Origin of the sequence: Microbacterium sp. HSID17254 (genome assembly GCF_003989315.1) — a bacterium.
GTDB lineage: Bacteria > Actinomycetota > Actinomycetes > Actinomycetales > Microbacteriaceae > Microbacterium.
This window is the reverse complement of the sequence record NZ_RBLT01000047.1, coordinates 1-17093: the sequence shown is the minus strand read 5'-3', so window position 1 is coordinate 17093 and position 17093 is coordinate 1. Positions and strand designations below refer to the sequence as shown.

13 protein-coding genes and 1 pseudogene are annotated in these 17093 nt (G+C 72.9%); 2 read left to right on the top strand and 12 right to left on the bottom strand.

The window, feature by feature from the left end; translation table 11 throughout:
- The 4 genes from D8M34_RS16200 to D8M34_RS16185 all read right to left on the bottom strand — a co-directional run.
- The coding region (locus D8M34_RS16200; protein WP_148113067.1) for a thioredoxin domain-containing protein at nucleotides 1-1158 on the bottom strand (1158 nt) is incomplete at its 3' end.
- 40 nt (nucleotides 1159-1198) lie between these two features.
- On the bottom strand, nucleotides 1199-1768 hold the full coding sequence (gene msuE, locus D8M34_RS16195) for an FMN reductase (RefSeq protein ID WP_025105598.1): 570 nt from the start codon (nucleotides 1766-1768) through the stop codon (nucleotides 1199-1201).
- Nucleotides 1769-1933: 165 nt separating this feature from the next.
- Complete coding sequence (locus D8M34_RS16190; RefSeq protein ID WP_071330032.1) at nucleotides 1934-2770, bottom strand: aldo/keto reductase; 837 nt, start codon at nucleotides 2768-2770, stop codon at nucleotides 1934-1936.
- Nucleotides 2771-2825: 55 nt separating this feature from the next.
- Complete coding sequence (locus D8M34_RS16185) at nucleotides 2826-4049, bottom strand: heparan-alpha-glucosaminide N-acetyltransferase domain-containing protein (protein WP_238695687.1); 1224 nt, start codon at nucleotides 4047-4049, stop codon at nucleotides 2826-2828.
- Between the two features lie 66 nt (nucleotides 4050-4115).
- Here D8M34_RS16185 and hrpA point away from each other — a divergent pair, with 66 nt between their 5' ends.
- Both hrpA and D8M34_RS16175 read left to right on the top strand, forming a co-directional pair.
- The gene (hrpA, locus tag D8M34_RS16180) at nucleotides 4116-8093 is read left to right on the top strand and encodes an ATP-dependent RNA helicase HrpA (protein WP_126894508.1); all 3978 of its coding nucleotides are present in this window, start codon (nucleotides 4116-4118) and stop codon (nucleotides 8091-8093) included.
- Nucleotides 8094-8116: 23 nt separating this feature from the next.
- The gene (locus D8M34_RS16175) at nucleotides 8117-9061 is read left to right on the top strand and encodes a quinone oxidoreductase family protein (RefSeq protein WP_085606128.1); all 945 of its coding nucleotides are present in this window, start codon (nucleotides 8117-8119) and stop codon (nucleotides 9059-9061) included.
- 4 nt (nucleotides 9062-9065) lie between these two features.
- On the opposite strand, the gene D8M34_RS16170 is transcribed toward D8M34_RS16175, so the two are convergent.
- From D8M34_RS16170 to D8M34_RS19050, 8 genes and pseudogenes are all read right to left on the bottom strand, one after another.
- Nucleotides 9066-9674: an alkylhydroperoxidase domain protein gene (locus D8M34_RS16170; protein ID WP_025105594.1), complete on the bottom strand. Its 609-nt coding sequence runs from the start codon at nucleotides 9672-9674 to the stop codon at nucleotides 9066-9068.
- Nucleotides 9671-10318: a CMD domain protein gene (locus tag D8M34_RS16165; protein ID WP_126894507.1), complete on the bottom strand. Its 648-nt coding sequence runs from the start codon at nucleotides 10316-10318 to the stop codon at nucleotides 9671-9673. The genes D8M34_RS16170 and D8M34_RS16165 overlap by 4 nt, the downstream gene beginning before the upstream one ends.
- Nucleotides 10315-11382, bottom strand: a complete 1068-nt coding sequence (locus D8M34_RS16160) for a putative FMN-dependent luciferase-like monooxygenase (RefSeq protein WP_126894506.1) — start codon at nucleotides 11380-11382, stop codon at nucleotides 10315-10317. The genes D8M34_RS16165 and D8M34_RS16160 overlap by 4 nt, the downstream gene beginning before the upstream one ends.
- Nucleotides 11379-13007 carry a dipeptide ABC transporter ATP-binding protein gene (locus D8M34_RS16155; RefSeq protein ID WP_126894505.1) on the bottom strand — a complete coding sequence of 543 codons (1629 nt, stop codon included), beginning with the start codon at nucleotides 13005-13007 and terminating at the stop codon, nucleotides 11379-11381. The genes D8M34_RS16160 and D8M34_RS16155 overlap by 4 nt, the downstream gene beginning before the upstream one ends.
- Entirely contained in the window at nucleotides 13004-13897 is an 894-nt protein-coding gene (locus D8M34_RS16150; RefSeq protein ID WP_126894504.1) for an ABC transporter permease, read from the bottom strand. The genes D8M34_RS16155 and D8M34_RS16150 overlap by 4 nt, the downstream gene beginning before the upstream one ends.
- Nucleotides 13894-14871: an ABC transporter permease gene (locus D8M34_RS16145; RefSeq protein WP_126894503.1), complete on the bottom strand. Its 978-nt coding sequence runs from the start codon at nucleotides 14869-14871 to the stop codon at nucleotides 13894-13896. The genes D8M34_RS16150 and D8M34_RS16145 overlap by 4 nt, the downstream gene beginning before the upstream one ends.
- 16 nt (nucleotides 14872-14887) lie before the next feature.
- Nucleotides 14888-16522: a TIGR04028 family ABC transporter substrate-binding protein gene (locus tag D8M34_RS16140; RefSeq protein WP_126894502.1), complete on the bottom strand. Its 1635-nt coding sequence runs from the start codon at nucleotides 16520-16522 to the stop codon at nucleotides 14888-14890.
- Nucleotides 16523-16653: 131 nt separating this feature from the next.
- Nucleotides 16654-17093: pseudogene (locus tag D8M34_RS19050) on the bottom strand (NtaA/DmoA family FMN-dependent monooxygenase); the annotation flags it as partial.

Genomic DNA, 17093 nt, shown 5'->3' with positions numbered 1-17093 from the left:
GCCGTCGGCCCCGCGGTTGGTGTCGAGCACGGCAGCGGCGGCCTCCGCAGCGGCGGCGATCCACGCGTCGTCGCCGAGCGCCGCCCCCGCCCGGGCGAGTGCCGCGATCGCGAGGCCGTTCCATCCCGTGATGACCTTGCCGTCCACGGCGGGCGGCTCCAGCGCCGCGCGCTCCGCGACGGGACGGAGGTAGTAGCCCCCCTCGCTGCGGGCCCCGTCGATCCACGATTCGGAATCCTGCGCAGCGCCGAAGCCGCCGCCCTCCTGCCGCAGCGTGCCGAGCAGGAAGCGGGCGATCCCGCGGGCGGTCTCCTCGTCGCCGGCGTCGAGCGCGACCTCGAGCAGCTGGGCGTTGTCGGTCAGCATGCGCTCGTAGTGCGGCACCGTCCAATCACGCCGGGTCGCATAGCGGAAGAACCCGCCGTCGGCGTCACGCAGATCCGAGTCCGCCATCGCCGCGAGGGCGCGTTCGGCCGCAGCCGCCGCCTCGGGTGCGGCCGCGCGGATGAGGGGCTCCTGGAGGAACCGCAGGGTCGTGGCCACCGGGAACTTCGGAGCTCCGCCGAAGCCGCCGAACTCCGCGTCCTCCCTGGCGGCGAGACCGCGGGCGGCCTCCGCGAGGGCCGTGGCGTCCGGGAGGCTCGATGCCGTGGTCTCCGCCGCCTCGGCGAGGGCCGCGGTCACCGCGTCGGCGGACTCCTCGGCCTGCGCCCGTCGCGTCGTCCACGCCTCGCGCACCGCGGCCAGCACATCGCGGAACGCGGGCATCGGCGGTCGCGCCTCGGGCGGCCAGTACGTCCCCGCGTAGAAGGCGCGTCCGGCAGGCGTGGTGAACACCGTGAGCGGCCAGCCGAGGTTCTGCGTGAATGCCGACGCGGCGGCCATGTACGCCCCGTCGACGTGCGGATGCTCCTCGCGGTCGACCTTCACCGCGACGAACCCCTCGTTGATGCGGGCGGCGGTCTCCGCGTCGGCGAACGACTCGCGCGCCATCACATGGCACCAGTGGCAGGTGGAGTAGCCGATCGAGATCAGCATCGGCACGTCCCGGCGGCGCGCCTCGGCGAAGGCCTCCTCTCCCCAGGGGTACCAGTCGACGGGGTTGTCGGCGTGGGCCCGCAGATAGGGGCTGAGGGTGTCGGCGAGACGGTTCGTCATGCTCCCACGCTACGCCGGGCGCACCGGCTCCGGACCAGGATCAGCCGACGAGCAGCTCCGCGGGGCGGGACAGGGTGTAGCCGACGAGCGGGAGGGCCCGCTCGGCCGCGAGGGCGATCCGCGCACGCAGCACGTCCGTCGCCACCTCGTAGCCGTCGAAGTCGGTCGTGCTCGCGTACACGCCAAGCGGGAGGGTGAGCGCCTGGAAGAACGCGAACAGCGGGCGCAGCTGGTGCTCGATCATGAGCGCGTGTCGCTCGCCGCCACCGGTCGCCGCGAGGAGCACCGGCGTGCCGACGAGGGCGTACTGGTCCACGAAGTCGAACAGGTGCTTGAACAGCCCCGTGAACGAGGCGCGGTACACCGGGCTGCCCACGATGAGCAGGTCGGCTGTCTCGATCGCCTGCAGCTGTGCCTCCACCTCCGGCGGGAGCTGGTCACGGGTGAGAGCACCCGCGAGCGAGGGCCCGACCTGCGTGAGCTCGATCAGCTGCGCCTCGACCGGGGCGCGCTCGGCGACCGCGGCGGTGATCGCACGGAGGAGGGCGGTGGTCTTGCTCGGCTCGTGGAGGGAGCCCGAGACGGCGACGACGCGGAGCGGAGCTGTCATGGGCTCGACGGTACCCACGCGGACGCCCCGTGTCGCGCGAAGCGACACGGGGCGTCATGTGGAACGGAGACGAGCCGCGGGCCGCGGGCTCGGGAGCAAGGCTCCGGTCAGTGCTGGCCCGGTGACGGCGTCAGTGCCGAGCCCGCGGCCGGTATGAGGGCGGGATCAGTTGACCTCGTCCGGGTGCGAGCCCACGCGGCCGGAGCCGTCGAGCGGGTCGAGCGCGTCGATCGCGGCGATCTCGGCGTCGGTCAGCTCGAAGCCGAACACGTCGAGGTTCTCGCGCAGGCGCTCCGGACGCACCGACTTCGGGAAGACGATGATGCCCTTCTGCAGGTGCCAGCGCAGGACGGCCTGTGCGGGGGTCACGCCGTGGGCGGCGGCCGCCTCCGCGATCGCCGGTGTGCCGAAGAGGTCGTACTTGCCCTGGCCGAGCGGACCCCAGGCCTCGATGCGGACGCCGTTGGCCTCGGCCCAGGCGACCTCCTCGCGGCGCTGGTACGCCGGGTGCAGCTCGATCTGGTTCACGGCCGGGACGACGCCGGTCTCCTTCACCGTGCGCTCCAGGTGCGGCACGAGGAAGTTCGAGACGCCGATGCTGCGGGTCAGGCCCGCGTCGCGCAGCTCGATGAGCTTCGCGAACGCGTGGACGTAGTCGTCCTTCGCCGGGGTGGGCCAGTGCACGAGGTAGAGGTCGACCTGCTCCAGGCCGAGCTTCTCGAGGCTCTCGCCGATGGCGGCGCGGGGCTCGTCGTCGTGGTGGCGGTCGTTCCACAGCTTCGTGGTGACGAAGAGCTCCTCACGGGGGATGCCGGAGGACGCGATGGCCGCGCCGACGCCCTCCTCGTTGCCGTAGATCGCGGCGGTGTCGATGTGGCGGTACCCGATCTCGAGAGCCTCGCTCACCGCCTTCTCGGTCTCTGCCGGCGGCACCTTGAAGACGCCGTAGCCCAGCTGGGGGATGGAGTTGCCGTCGTTCAGTTCGAGTGCAGGAATGGTCATCCCCCCAGCCTAAGACCTGTGATGACAGGTGCGCCCGTGCGGATGACGAAAAGCGTCAGCGCCGAGGCACGGCGGCCATCGCGGCGGCGCCCTTTCCGACGAGGCGTTCCAGGGGACCACGTCCGACGAACATCGCCCACAGCGTCGTGACCAGCAAGAGCCCTACGGCGGTGAGCGCCCAGAAGGCGTTGTCCGCGATGAAGCCTCCGGGGCCGGCGACGAGGACGACGGAGACGACGTGCACACTGTATGCCGTGAGCGGCATGGACCCCAGCGCGCCGAGGGGCAGCAGCGGCCAGCGCAGCGGACGGCTCAGGAGCAGGCACAGGGCGATCACCGCGAGGGCGAACCCGCCGGAGCCCAGGATCTCGGCGGTGCCGCCGCTGTGCGGGTCGACGGCGAAGACCGCGCGGACCATGGAGCCAAGCGGATCCGTCGCGGCGAGCGCCTCGGGGTAGCTCTCCCAGCCGGACGGCGGCATCACATCGTCGGGGATGAAAGACGACGACAGGCTCTCGCCGGGAAGGATCTCGATGCTCTCGCTCCCGGAGGACGCGCTCGTCGAGGAGACGATCGATTCCGTCCCGCCCAGCCCCGCGCCCGCTCCGAGGGCACCCAGACCGTAGCCGATCGCGGCGAGGACCACGCCGACGACGAGGGCGACGACGGCCGTGCGCAGCTCCTGCACCCGGAGCCGGCCCAGAGCCATGCCGCCCAGCACGAGAGCCAGCCACACGGTGATCGGATAGGTGCCGTAGAGCACGAACCCGATGCCCGCACCGAACGGCTGCAGCGCCACCGCGCTGAGCAGAGCGAGCAGCGCCGGACCGGCGAGGGCGAGGACGGCGGCGCCGAGGAGCAGCTGCCGGGGCCGCCACCGCAGCACGGGGATGACCGCGACGTAGAGCAGGCCGTAGAGGGTGAGGATCACGGCGATCGGCGTGTTGAGGAGCTCCAGGGCGAGGCCGATCACGAAGATCACCGCGCCGCGGCCCACGAGGTTGAGGCGGATGCCCGGGAGGCGCTCCCGCTCCGGCAGCACGTCGCGCCCGGTCATGAGGGCGATGGAGACGCCGGCGAGCAGCGCGAAGAGGATCGACGAGCGGCCGTGCACGAGGTCGGTCCACGTGGTCGGGTCGCCCCACTCGAACGCCTCCGTCACGCCGACGTGGGCACCGGCCATGCCGAGGATCGCCAGACCCCGCGCGACGTCGAGACCGAGGATGCGCGGCGGCCGCCCGAAATCGCGGAACCAGCGCACGGGGCGGAGAGCAGTCATCACCCGATGATCGTATGCGGCGATCGCGGCGACCCCGGTGTGCATCCCGGCATACGATGGAGGGCTATGTCCTCCCCCGTGATCTCCTACCCTCCGGAGCTGCCCGTCAGCGCGGCCAGGGACGAGATCGCCGACGCCATCCGCGACCACCAGGTCGTCATCGTCGCCGGCGCGACCGGATCGGGGAAGACCACCCAGCTCCCCAAGATCGCGCTGGAGCTGGGCCGCGAGCGCATCGCCCACACCCAGCCCCGACGGCTGGCCGCCCGCACGATCGCGGAGCGCGTGGCCGAGGAGCTGCGGGTCGAGCTCGGCACGCTCGTCGGATACAAGGTGCGCTTCACCGACAAGGTCTCCGACGAGACCCGGATCGCGCTGATGACCGACGGGATCCTCCTCAACGAGATCCACCGCGACCGGCTGCTGACGCGCTACGACACGATCATCATCGACGAGGCGCACGAGCGCTCCCTCAACGTCGACTTCCTGCTGGGCTACCTCGCCCGCATCCTCCCGGAGCGCCCGGACCTGAAGGTGATCATCACCTCCGCCACGATCGACCCGGAGAGCTTCGCGCGGCACTTCGCCGCCGCCGACGGCACCCCCGCGCCGGTCATCGAGGTGTCGGGGCGCACGTATCCCGTCGAGATCCGCTATCGCCCGCTCGTCGGCGAGGACGCGGAGCAGGACGCCGCCGGCGAGCCGGAGGACGAGGTGAGCGCGATCGTCGCGGCGCTCCGCGAGCTCGACCGGGAGGCGCCCGGCGATGTGCTCGTGTTCCTGCCGGGCGAGGCGGAGATCCGGGACGCGGCCGACGCCGTGCGGGCCGCCTACGCCAAGGATCGTTCGCCCACCGAGGTCCTCCCCCTGTTCGGCCGGCTCTCCGCCGCGGAGCAGCACCGGGTGTTCGAGCGCAGCACCGTGGCCGGCGTCCGTCGCCGGGTCGTGCTCGCGACGAACGTGGCCGAGACGAGCCTCACGGTGCCCGGCATCAAGTACGTCATCGACACCGGCACCGCGCGCATCTCCCGGTACAGCAACCGCTCGAAGGTGCAGCGGCTGCCCATCGAAGCCATCTCCCAGGCCTCGGCGAATCAGCGCTCCGGGCGCGCCGGCCGTACGAGTGACGGCATCGCCATCCGCCTGTACTCCGAGGAGGACTACGCGCGGCGTCCCGAGTTCACCGAACCCGAGATCCTGCGCACCTCCCTCGCCTCCGTCATCCTGCAGATGCTCGCGCTGGGCTTCGGCGACATCACCGCGTTCCCGTTCCTCACCCCGCCCGACTCCCGGGGTGTGAAGGCGGCGTTCGACCTGCTCACCGAGCTCGGCGCCCTCCGGCCGGCGCAGGGGCCGGACGACGGTCCCCGGCTCACCCGCATCGGGCGCGACATCGCTCGGATGCCGATGGACCCGCGGTTCGCGCGCATGCTCATCGAGGCGGGCCCTTCGACAAGCTCAAGGACCCAGCGGGGCTCAGGCCCTTCGACAGGCTCAGGGACCCAGGGGTCGGTGCTGCGGGACGTGCTCGCGATCGTGGCGGGGCTGTCCATCCAGGACGTGCGCGAGCGACCGGAGGACCGCCGCGAGGAGGCCGACCGACTGCACGCGCGCTTCGTGGACCCGACGAGCGACTTCCTCACCCTCCTGAACCTTTGGAATCACCTGCGCGAGCAGCAGCGCGAGCTCGGCTCCAGCGCGTTCCGCCGGCTGTGCCGCAGCGAGCACCTCAACTACGTGCGGGTCCGCGAGTGGTTCGACGTGCACCGCCAGCTCCGGACGCTCGTCAAGAGCCCCGACCGCGGGGCGGAGCAGAGCGGCGCGGCCGATCCGGATGCCATCCACCGCGCGCTGCTCTCCGGCCTGCTGTCGCAGATCGGCGTCCTCGACGAGCGCACGGCCCCCGCAGGGAAGGCCCATTCTCCCGCGAAGGACGCCCGCCGTCGGATCACGGAGTACCGGGGCGCGCGGGGCATCCGGTTCTCGATCTTCCCGGGGTCGGGGCTGCGCAAGAAGAGCCCCCGGGCGGTCATGGCCGCCGAGATCGTGGAGACCTCCCGCACCTTCGCCCGCACCGTCGCCGCGATCGACCCCGCCTGGGCCGAGCCCCTCGCCGGCGACCTCGCGAAGCGCCAGGTCACCGAGCCGCACTGGTCCAAGGACGCCGGAGCCGCCGTGGCGTTCGAGAAGGTCACGCTGTTCGGGATCGAGATCATCCCGCGCCGGCGCGTGCAGTTCGCCCGCATCGACCGGGCCGCCTCGCGCGAGCTCTTCGTGCGTCATGCGCTCGTCGAGGGCGAATGGGACCCGTCCCGCATCGACAAGCGGGTCAGTGCGTTCTGGCGCAGCAACGCCGAGCTCCGTCGCCGCCTGGAGAAGCTCGAGGAGCGCGAGCGGCGTCGCGACATCCTGGCCGGCGACGAGGCCGTCTTCCGCTTCTACGACGAGCGCATCCCCGCCGACGTGTTCGACGTGCGGTCGTTCGAGAAGTGGTGGCGCGAGGCGCTGACGACGACGCCGAAACTGCTCGTGATGCGCGAGAGCGACCTCATCGACGACGAGGACCGCGCCGACCAGCGCGAGTTCCCGACCCGGTGGACGCAGGGCGACCAGGTGCTCGGCCTCGCGTACCGGTTCGAGCCGGGCGCACCGGACGACGGCGTGAGCGTCGTGCTGCCTCTGCCGCTGCTCGCCCAGATCGAGGACCGCGGCTTCGACTGGCAGGTGCCCGGGCTGCGCGCCGAGCTCGTCACCGGACTGCTGCGTGCGCTGCCCAAGGCCATCCGGCGCCACGTCGTCCCCGCCGCCGACTGGGCGGAGAAGTTCGGGGCGGCGCTGGCCGACGAGGGTCCGGAGGCGCACGGCGGTCTCCCCCCGCGCACCCTCAAGGAGGCGCTCGCGCGGCTCGTGCAGCCGCTCGCGAACCAGGTGGTCACGGCCGCCGACTTCGACGACGAACGGGTGCCGGCACATCTGCGCATGAACTTCCGCGCCGTGGACGAGCGGGGACGCGTGGTCGGTTCGGGGCGCGATCTCCGGTCGCTGCAGGCTCAGCTCTCCGACCGCGCGCGCAGCAGCGTCGCCCGCTCCATCGCGCGCCCCGGGCGTGCGGAGACACCGGGACCGCGCGGAGCGGAGCGCGTGGCCGCCGCTCCGGTCGAGCAGACGGGGCTGACGGCGTGGACGTTCGGCGACCTCCCGGCGGTCATCGACACCAAGGTCGCGGGCGGCGTCGTCCGGGGGTATCCGGCGATCGTCGATGCCGGCACGAGCGTGTCGGTGCGGGTCGAGGCGACCCCCGACGCCGCGGCCGCCGCCACGCGCGACGGCGTGCTCCGTCTCGTCCTGCTCGCGGTGCCGTCGCCGTCCTCGTACGTGCAGCAGCACCTCACCAGCCAGGAGAAGCTCGCACTCGCTGCCTCGCCGTACCCGTCGGCGGCCGCGCTCATCGAGGACTGCCGGGCCGCCGTCGCCCGTCGCGTCATCGACGCGTCGACCGGAGGCGCCGACGGCCGGGACCGCGGCGTCGTGCGCACCGAAGCCGAGTTCGCCCGCGTGCGCGACGCCGTGTCGGCCGTGCTCGTCGACGAGCTCTTCGCCTGCGTCTCCCTCGTCGCCCGCATCCTCACGAAGGCGCGGGAGGTGGAGCGGGGCATCAAGGCGCAGAACGCGCTGGCGCTGCTCGGCCCGCTGAACGACATCCGCACCCAGCTCTCCGGCCTGCTCCACCCCGGCTTCGTCGCGGCCGCGGGGGTCGACCGGCTCGCCCACTTCCCCCGGTACCTCGACGGCATGATCGACCGGCTGAAGACCCTCGCGAACGAGCCGGGCAAGGACCGCGCGCGGATGACGGAGTTCGAGCGGATGGCGGTGCTGTTCGCGGACGCCGGCGGCACGATCCCCCTCGCGCCCGACGCTCCGCCCGCGATCGTCGAGGTGCGCTGGCTGCTGGAGGAGTACCGGGTCAGCGTCTTCGCCCAGCGTCTCGGCACCGCGCAGCCGGTGTCGCCGCAGCGGATCACCAAGGCGCTCGCGGGGAAGTGACCCCCGCCGGGTAGCCTGAGGACATGGCCCGCGCGATCGTCTACACCGAGTTCGGATCCCCCGCTGTCCTCCACCTCATGGAGGTGCCTGACCCCGTGCCCGTCCGCGGCGAGGCGCTGGTCCGCATCGAGGCGGCCGGCGCCAACCCCATCGACGCCAAGCTCCGCGGCGGCAAGCGCCCCTCCGCGCCGATCACCGAGCCGCGTCCGGTCGGGTTCGACGGCGCGGGAGTGATCGAGGTGCTGGGCGAGGGCGTCGACGGGTTCGAGGTCGGCGACCGCGTCGCGATCCGCGACACGCTCGGGACCTACGCCTCCGCCCTCGCGGTCGAGGCCGACAAGCTCGTGAAGCTCCCGGACGCCGTCACCGCCGCCGAGGGGGCGGCGATCGGCATCCCCGCCGGCACGGCGTATCAGTCCCTCCGCTCGCTCGCCGCGACGGCCGACGACGTGCTCCTGGTGCACGCGGGCTCAGGCGCGGTCGGCCAGGCCGCCGTGCAGTTCGCGGTCGCCTGGGGCGCGACGGTGATCGCCACCGCGAGCCCTGCCCGGCACGACCAGCTCCGCGAGCTCGGCGCGATCCCCGTGGCCTACGGCGACGGCCTGCTCGACCGCGTCCGCGCGGCGGCCCCCTCCCCCGTGACCGTGGTCCTGGACTGCGCGGGCACCGACGAGGCGATCGAGACCTCCCTCGCCCTGGTCGCGGACCGCGACCGCATCGCGACCATCGTCCGCGGTCCCGACGCGGCTGACTTCGGCATCCGGGCGTTCTCCGGCGGCTCCCCCGAGCCGCTCACGCCGCAGGAGCTGGAGTGGCGCGCAGAAGCGCTGCAGAAGACGGTCGACCTGCTGGCCGCGGGCGACTTCACCATCGAGCTGGGCCCGGAGCTGCCTCTCGCCGAGGCGGCGCGGGCCCATGAGCTCATGGAGACCGGCGCCGCCTCGGGGAAGATCATCCTCGTCCCCTGAGAGATCAGGCGGGAGCGACAGGGCGGCCGAGCGAGAGCATCAGCCGGTTCGCCCAGTTGAAGAAGGCCGCGCCGTGCACGACGTCCGCGATCTCCAGGTCGTCCAGTCCGGCCGCACGGAGGCGGGCGATGTGCGCGGCTCCGAACACGCGGGGCGTGTCGGTCAGCGCGACCGCGGCGGCGACGATCGCGTTCCAGCGCTCCCCGAGGTCCGCGTCCACGCCCTCGGCGAGGAGCGCGTCGACGTCCTCCGGCCGCTTGCCGTGATGCGCCGCGAACCGGGAGTGCACCGACGCGCAGAAGACGCAGCCGTTGCGGCGGGAGGCGGCGGTGGCCGCGAGCTCCCGCTCCGCGCGCGGGAGCCCCTCCGCGGTGTTGTAGAAGATGTCCTTGTCGACGAGGGTGCGTGCGCGGAGCACCTCGGGGTCGCGCGCGAGCAGCCGGAAGTACTCGTTCTTCGCGCGGGCGGCGTCAACGAGGCCATCGAGGTGTCGCGGGGTGAGATCCTCCTCCGCCAGCGGCGCGAGGTGCGGCGTCCAGCCGACCTCGGCGCGGGTGAAGGCGTCGGGATAGGGGGCGTCGTCGTGCCGGAGCACGGTGTCGGCGGCGGTCATGCGGCCTCCTCGTCGGTGTCGGTGTCGGCGGCGGTGTCGGTGGCTGTGGCGGTGGCGGTGAGCCCGTCGTCCTGGAGCACCCGCAGGCCGGTGACGACCCGCTGCTGGAAGGCGAGGAACGACACGAGCTGCGACAGCGTGACGATGCCGTCCGTCGACCAGCCGGCGTCGTGCAGGCGGCCGAGGTCGGCGCCGGATGCCTCGCGCGGGCGGAACACCAGCAGGTGCGTGTGCGCGAGAGCCGCCGCGAGGCGCTCCCCCAGGGCAGCCGACGCCGCCTCGTCCGGCACGTACCGCGCGCCGTCGGTGCTCTCGGCCTCCAGCCCGCGTTCGGTGTAGGCGCCGAACGGTCCGGTGGTCGCGGCGGCCTCGGCCTCTCGGGCGACGATCGCGGCGCGCTCCGGGTCGATCTCGCGGGCCTTTCCGGCGTAGAACTCCGCCGTGGGGTCGTCGGCACCGGCGAGAGCGGTCGCGAACGCCGCGATGAGCGCGCGCTCGGCGAGCGAGACGTGCTCCGCGGAGACCGGGTGGAACAGCGCGTCGAAGCTCGCCTGGAGCTGCTCCCTGGTCACGGGGCGGCGACGACGCAGCGCCTCCAGCTCCGGCGTCACCCCCGTCAGCTGGTCGACGATGTCGGCGGTCATGCGTTCTCCTTCACGGTGGGGGTGTTCTCGGCAGTGCGGGTGCTCTCGGGATCCGGCGGGGTCAGCGCGTAGCCGAGGGCCGGTGCGACCTCGGTCGCGAACAGCTCGATCGAGCGCAGGACGTGGGCGTGCGGCGCGTCGACCGAGTGCACCTGGAATGCCACCTCGGTCGCGCGGTGCAGCGTGGTGTCGGCGGCGAGCGAGGCGGCGACCTCCTCGGGCGTGCCGAGATGCGTGTCGAGAGCGGCGATGAGGTCGTCGAGGTCGTCTCCGGGGATGGTCTGGCCCTGCCGACGGAAGCCCTCGGCCGCGCGCCGCAACCCGACCTCGGCGAACCGGAGCGCCTCGGCGCGGTCGTCCGCCACGAACACGGTGCGGGAGGCGGTGATGCGCGGGGTCGCCTCGGCGGGCAGCGCGTCGAGGTACGCGTCGATGATGGGGTCCTGCAGCGCGGACAGCGGCGCGTGCAGCCGGTCGTGGGGGCGGGGCTGCGTGCGGGACAGCAGCAGTCCGTGACCGTGGACGCCCGCCCGATGACCGCCGGGTGCCGAGAACGTCGCCTGCCAGATCCGCGCGGCCAGCGACCCCGCGTCCGGATACAGCGTATTCTCCGCACCGATGTCCCGGCCGGCGAGAGCGTCGAGCAGGACGCCGAGCTTGCGGTCGTAGGTGGGTCCCTTGTCGCGCACGTCCTCCCCGAAGGGCGCGAAGGACGACGGGGTGCCGCCGCTGCCGAGCCCGAGGTCGATCCGCCCGTCCGCGAGCAGGTCGGCCACCACGGCGTCCTCGGCGACCCGGACCGGGTCTTCGAGGGGAAGGGTGATGATCCCGGTGCCGAGGCGGATCCGCGAGGTGCGTGCCGCCGCGTGCGCGAGGAAGACGAGCGGCGAGGGCAGCCCGCCTTCCGCCGCCCGGAAGTGGTGCTGCGCCACCCACGCCCGCCCCACGCCGTGCTCCTCGGCGTGCTGGATCTGCGTCAGGGCGAGGCGGTAGCGGTCGGCCGGGGACGCGTCGTCGAGGAGCCGCGTGAAGAACGCGACGGTGGGACGCGGGGTGGTGCTCATGCGAGGATCTCCGTTCGTCCGGGGACCGCGGCCAGCAGCTCCCGGGTGTTCTCGTGCTGCGGGTCGTGGAACAGCTCTTCGGTCGGCCCGTCCTCCACCACGCGACCGCGGTGCATCACGGAGACGGTGTGGCTGATGCGGCGCACCACGGCGAGGTCGTGCGAGATGAAGAGGTAGGTGAGTCCGAGCTCGGCCTGGAGCGCGGAGAGCAGTTCGAGGATGCGCGCCTGCACCGTCACGTCGAGCGCCGACACCGCCTCGTCGAGCACGAGGATCTCCGGGTCGACGGCGAGCGCCCGCGCGATCGCGACCCGCTGGCGCTGCCCGCCGGACAGCTCGCTCGGGGTGCGGCGGGCCGCATCGGCCGGCAGCGCCACGCGTTCGAGCAGCGCGACCGCCCGATCCCGACGCTCGGAGCGGGTCCCGATGCGGAAGTTGTGCAGCGGCTCGGCCACGATGTCGGCGATCTGCTGCCGTGGGTCGAGGGAGGCGAACGGGTTCTGGTACACGAGCTGGATCCGCCGCCGCAGCGCACGCAGTCGCGCCCCCTCGACGGCCGTCGCGTCCTCCCCCGCGAGCTCCACGGTCCCGGCGTCCGGACGGAGGAAGCGCGTGACCAGGCGCGCGGTGGTGGACTTGCCCGATCCGGACTCGCCGACCAGCGCATGGGTCGTCCCGCGCCGCACCCGGAAGGAGACGTCGTCGACCGCCCGGAAGCGCTCACGACCCGCGACCCGGAACTCCTTCACGAGGCCCGCGGCCACGATCTCCCACGGCTTCTCGGCGGCCGCCGCCGCGGCATCCCGGAGGAACGGCGGCGCGTCGGGGCGTCGGAAGCCGGTCGTGAAGGCCGGCGCGTCGGCGAGCAGCTGCCGCGTGTACGGGTCTTCCGGCTCGGCGAGCACCTGCGCACTCGGCCCCTGCTCCACGATCCGGCCGTCCTTCAGCACCGCGATCCGCGCCGCCCGGTCCGCAGCGACGCCGAGGTCGTGCGTCACGAGCAGGATGCTCGTGCCGTCCTCGCGCTGCAGCTCGTCCAGCAGGTCCAGCACGCGGCGCTGCACCGTGGCGTCGAGGGCACTGGTGGGCTCGTCCGCGATGAGCAGCCAAGGGCGGAGGGCGATCGCGGCCGCGATGAGGACCCGCTGCCGCATGCCGCCGGAGAGCTCGTGCGGATACTGTCGGGCGCGCAGATCGGGGTCGTCCAGCCCGACGCGGTCGAGCAGCTCGAGCACGCGGGCGTTCCGGGAACGACGGTCGCGATGCCCGTGCAGGCGCAGCACCTCGGCGACCTGCACGCCGACCGGGCGCACCGGGTCGAGCGACGTCGTCGGATCCTGCGGCACCAGCCCGATCTCCGACCCGCGGATGCCGCGGAACGCCCGATCCGACCATCCGGAGATGTCGAGGTCGCCGAGCCGGACGCGGCCGCCCTCGACCCGTCCGCCCTCGGGCAGCAGGCCGAGGAGGGCGTGCGCCGTGGTGGACTTGCCGGAGCCCGACTCGCCGACCAGGGCGAGGGTCTCCCCCTCGGCGATGGCGAACGAGAGGCCGTGCACGACCTCGCGGCCGGCGTACGAGACCCGCATGTCCGTCGCGGTGAGGACGGGTGTTGGCGCGGTCATCGGGTGCTCCTTCCGAGCCGGTGGCTGATGCGGTTGGCGCTGAGTACGACGGCGACCACGACGAGGCCGGGCAGCGCCGTGAGCCACCAGGCGGTCGCGATGTAGTTGCGTCCCTCGGCGATCAGCAGCCCCCACTCGGGGGTGGGCGGCGGAGCGCCGTAGCCGAGGAAGCCGAGGGTGGAGATGGCGAGGATGGCCGTGCCGAACTGCAAGGCGGCGAGCGCGACGATCGGGGTGAGGGCGTTCCGGAGCACATGCCGGCGCAGCACGGCGAAGAAAGTGCCGCCGCTGCCGAAGGCCGCCTCGACGTACTCGGTGCGCCGCACCCGCGCCACCTCGGCGCGCATGAGCCGGGCGAAGGCGGCGACGCTGCCGAGTCCCACGGCGATCGCCGCGTTGACGGTGCCGAAGCCGAGCAGGATGATGACGGAGAGCGACAGCAGCAGCCCCGGGATGGCCAGCAGCACGTCGACGATCCGCATCAGCACGTCGTCCACGACGCCGCCGGTCGCGCCGGCGACGGCCCCGAGGAGCGTGCCGAGCGCGAGGCCGACCGTCACCGCGATGAGCGCACCCGACAGCGAGTGCACCGCGCCGTGGACGACCCGGCCGAACAGATCGCGGCCCAGCGCGTCGGTCCCGAACCAGTGCGCAGCGCTCGGGGGCAGGAGTTTGTCGGCGGGCACGCCGGTCAGCGGGTCGCCCGGCGCGAAGACTCCGGGGATCACCGCCCACAGCACCGCCACGGCGACGACCGCGAACGCCAGATACAGCCCCCAGGCGCGGAAGCGTCGTCGCGGACGGGAGGCCGAGGCGGGAGCCGGGGCGGACGGCGCGGGCGGGGCACCGGGCGTCTCGACGGTGGTCTCCGCGATCACGGGAGCGGTCATGCGGGCACCTCCTGGGCGGGACGGACGGGGCGGGACCGGGCGGCGCGCGCCGCCCGCCGCTGCCGCGGATCGATCAGGGGCGTGGCGAGGTCGACGGCGAAGCTGATCACCACGAACCCCAGGGCCGACAGCAGCACCACCCCCTGCAGCACCGGGATGTCCTGGTTCGCGACCGCCTGCTCCGTGAGGCGTCCGATGCCGGTGCGGCCGAAGACCGTCTCGGTGACCACCGCTCCTCCGACGAGCTCTCCGAACAGCACCCCCGCGATGGTGAGCGTCGGGACGGCGGCGTTGCGCGCGACCGAGCGCGTGAGCACCCACGCCGGCGGCGCGCCCTTCGCCCGCACCACCGTCACGAACGGCTGCGCCTGCACCCGGTCGATGGAGCGGACCAGCACCTGGGCGAGGGGCGCCGAGATCGGCACGGCGAGTGTGAGGACGGGGAGGATCAGGCCGCTGACGGGGTCGGCTCCCACGATCGGCACCCAGCCGAGCCCGAACGAGAACACCTGGATGAGGAGGATGCCGAGCCAGAACACCGGCACCGCGACGAACAGTCCCGGCACCTGTCGCAGGCCGTCCCGCAGCCACGCGAAGGGGGCGAGCGCGGAGAGCGCAGCGATCAGCACCGCGAGCACGACAGCGACCAGGAGTCCGAGCGCCGCGAGCAGCAGCGTGGCGGGCAGCGCCTCGGCCAGCATCGTCCGCACCGGGGTGCCGTACTGGGTCGAGTAGCCGAAGTCACCCGCCAGGAAGCCGAGACCCGCGTGCAGGTACTGCTCCCCCCACGGCACGTCGGCGCCGTAGGTCGCGCGGATGTCGTCGAGCTGCTCCGGCGAGAGCCCCAGGCTCGGGTCGGAGAACTTGATGAGGATGGCGTCTCCCGGCAGCAGCTGCAGCAGGAAGAACGTGGCCGTGAAGGCCGCGATCAGCACGATCGCGGCCTGCCCGGCCCGTCGGAGGACGAAGGTCATGGGGTCACCGTGGTCCTCAGTGCTCCGCGAGCCACACGCCGGAGAACGTGGGGCGGCCGACCGACTCGAAGGCGACGCCCTGCACGTACGTGGCCGCACCGTAGACCTGCGGCTCCTCGAAGAGCGGGATCACGTACGCCTGCTCCGCGATGTAGTCCTGCACGGCCTGCGAGGCGGCCACCCGCTTCTCGGCGTCCGGCTCGGAGGCGACGGCGAGCAGCAGCTCGTCGAGCGTCGCGTCCTGAGAGATGAGCACGTCGCGGTTCTTCGTGAAGTACTGGCTCTTGATCACGTCGAGGTCCGCACGGCCGACCATCGAGTGGTAGAACCCCGTCTTCAGCGGATCACGGGTGTCCTCCGCGTAGCTGCCCGCATCGCCGGGCTTGACGGTGAGCTCCACACCGACAGCCGCGAGCTGCTGCGCCACGAGCTCCAGGGTCTGCTTCGACAGGGGCTGCGGCTTGGCCTCGTAGACCGTGATGGACAGCCGCTCGCCGTCCTTCTCCCTGATGCCGTCGGCGCCGGGCACCCAGCCCGCCTCGTCGAGCAGCGCTTCCGCCTTCTCCGGATCGTGGGCGTAGTGCGCGGACTCGTCCTTGTATCCCGCGGCCTGCGAGGACAGCACCGACGTGGCCACCGGGTAGTTCTCGGTGAACAGGGTGTCGACGACCTCCTGCGCGTCGACCGCGGCGATGATCGCCTGGCGCACGCGGATGTCAGACAGCAGCGGGTTCTCCGGGCGGAGGGCGATCGAGTTGTTCACGCCGCGGGTCTGCGGGGCGTACAGCGTGAATCCGGCGCCCTCGACGCGGTCCTCGTCGAACGCCTGGACGTAGCGGACGTAGTCGGCCTGGCCCGCGAGCAGCGACCCGATGCGGACGGAGTCCTCGGGGGTGACCAGCACGTGCACGGCGTCGAGGTACGGACGGCCGTCGTTCTCGGCGCTGTCCGGGCCCCAGGCGTAGTCATCGCGGGCGGTGAGGGTGTACTCGGTACCGAGCTTCTCGTCCGTGACGGTGAAGGGGCCGGAGCCGATGATGTTCTCCGCGTTGCCCGCGCCGAAGTCCTCGATCGTGCCGTCCAGGGTCTCCGGGGACAGCAGTCCCGAGTTGATGGTCGACGTCGCCTGCAGGAATCCGGGCGACGGCGCGCTGAAGCGGAACGTCACGGTGTCCTCGTCGACCACCTCGCTGCCGGCGTAGTTGTTGATGGCCTCGGAGACGGTGAGCCCGCGCTCGGCGTCGCCCAGCCCGTAGGTGTCGAAGTTCTTCGCCACGGCGGTGGCGTCCACGGGCGTGCCGTCCGAGAACGTCACGTCCGGGTTGAGGTCGAAGGTGTACTCCGTGGCGTCGTCGTTCACGGTCCACTCCGCGGCGATCCAGGGCTCGATCTCGAGCGTCTCCGGGTTCTGCCAGGTGAGCCGGGCGGCGATGTTGTTGACGATGCCGCCGTTCGGGTAGAAGCCGGCCTGCGGCGGATACAGGTTCGTGTAGGCCTGGTGCTCGAGGTAGGTGAGCGTGCCGCCGGAGACGGGGTCCCCCGCCGCGGCCGGGGTGTTCCCCGGGGCGGGCGAGCTGGCGCAGGCGGCGAGGCTGCCCGCCAGGACGAGCGGGACCGCGACGGCGGCGGTGCGGATGAGGCGGCGGTTCATGCGGAGGACTCCTCGGGTTCGGAAGGCAGGGTGTCGGGTGCGGGTGCAGTGCGGGTGGTGTTCACGGTAGGAAGCGGCGGGGTGCAGCGGCGAGGCCGCGGACTCCGGGTGTCGCGAGACGACACGCGTGGTCACGCGCCGACTCGCGACGTCACACGGAGGCGGTCGCGCAGCGTCTCCGCACCGGCCCCCTGACCGGTCTCCTCCGGGGTCCGGAGAAGACCGCGACGACGGAGCTCGGGGGCTGCGAGGCGGGTGAAGGCCTCGAACTGCCCGGGCTGGAACGCCGAGAGGACGTTGAAGCCGTCGGCGGCGCCCTCGTCGCGCCAGTGCGCGAAGTGGTCGGCGATCGTGTCGGCGTCGCCGACGACGAAGGCCGCAGGGACGGCGTGCGCGGCGACGAGATGCCGCCAGGTCGGCGCGTCCGGCGTCCCGACCCGGAGTCCGGCGATCCCCGCGAGCCGTTCGACGAGCGCGGCGCCCCGCTCCCCCAGGCGTGCGGCCTCGGCGACCGTCACCGGGGTGTCGAAGGCCGCGGCCCGCAGCGGGTCGTCGGCGGCCACCTCCAGCA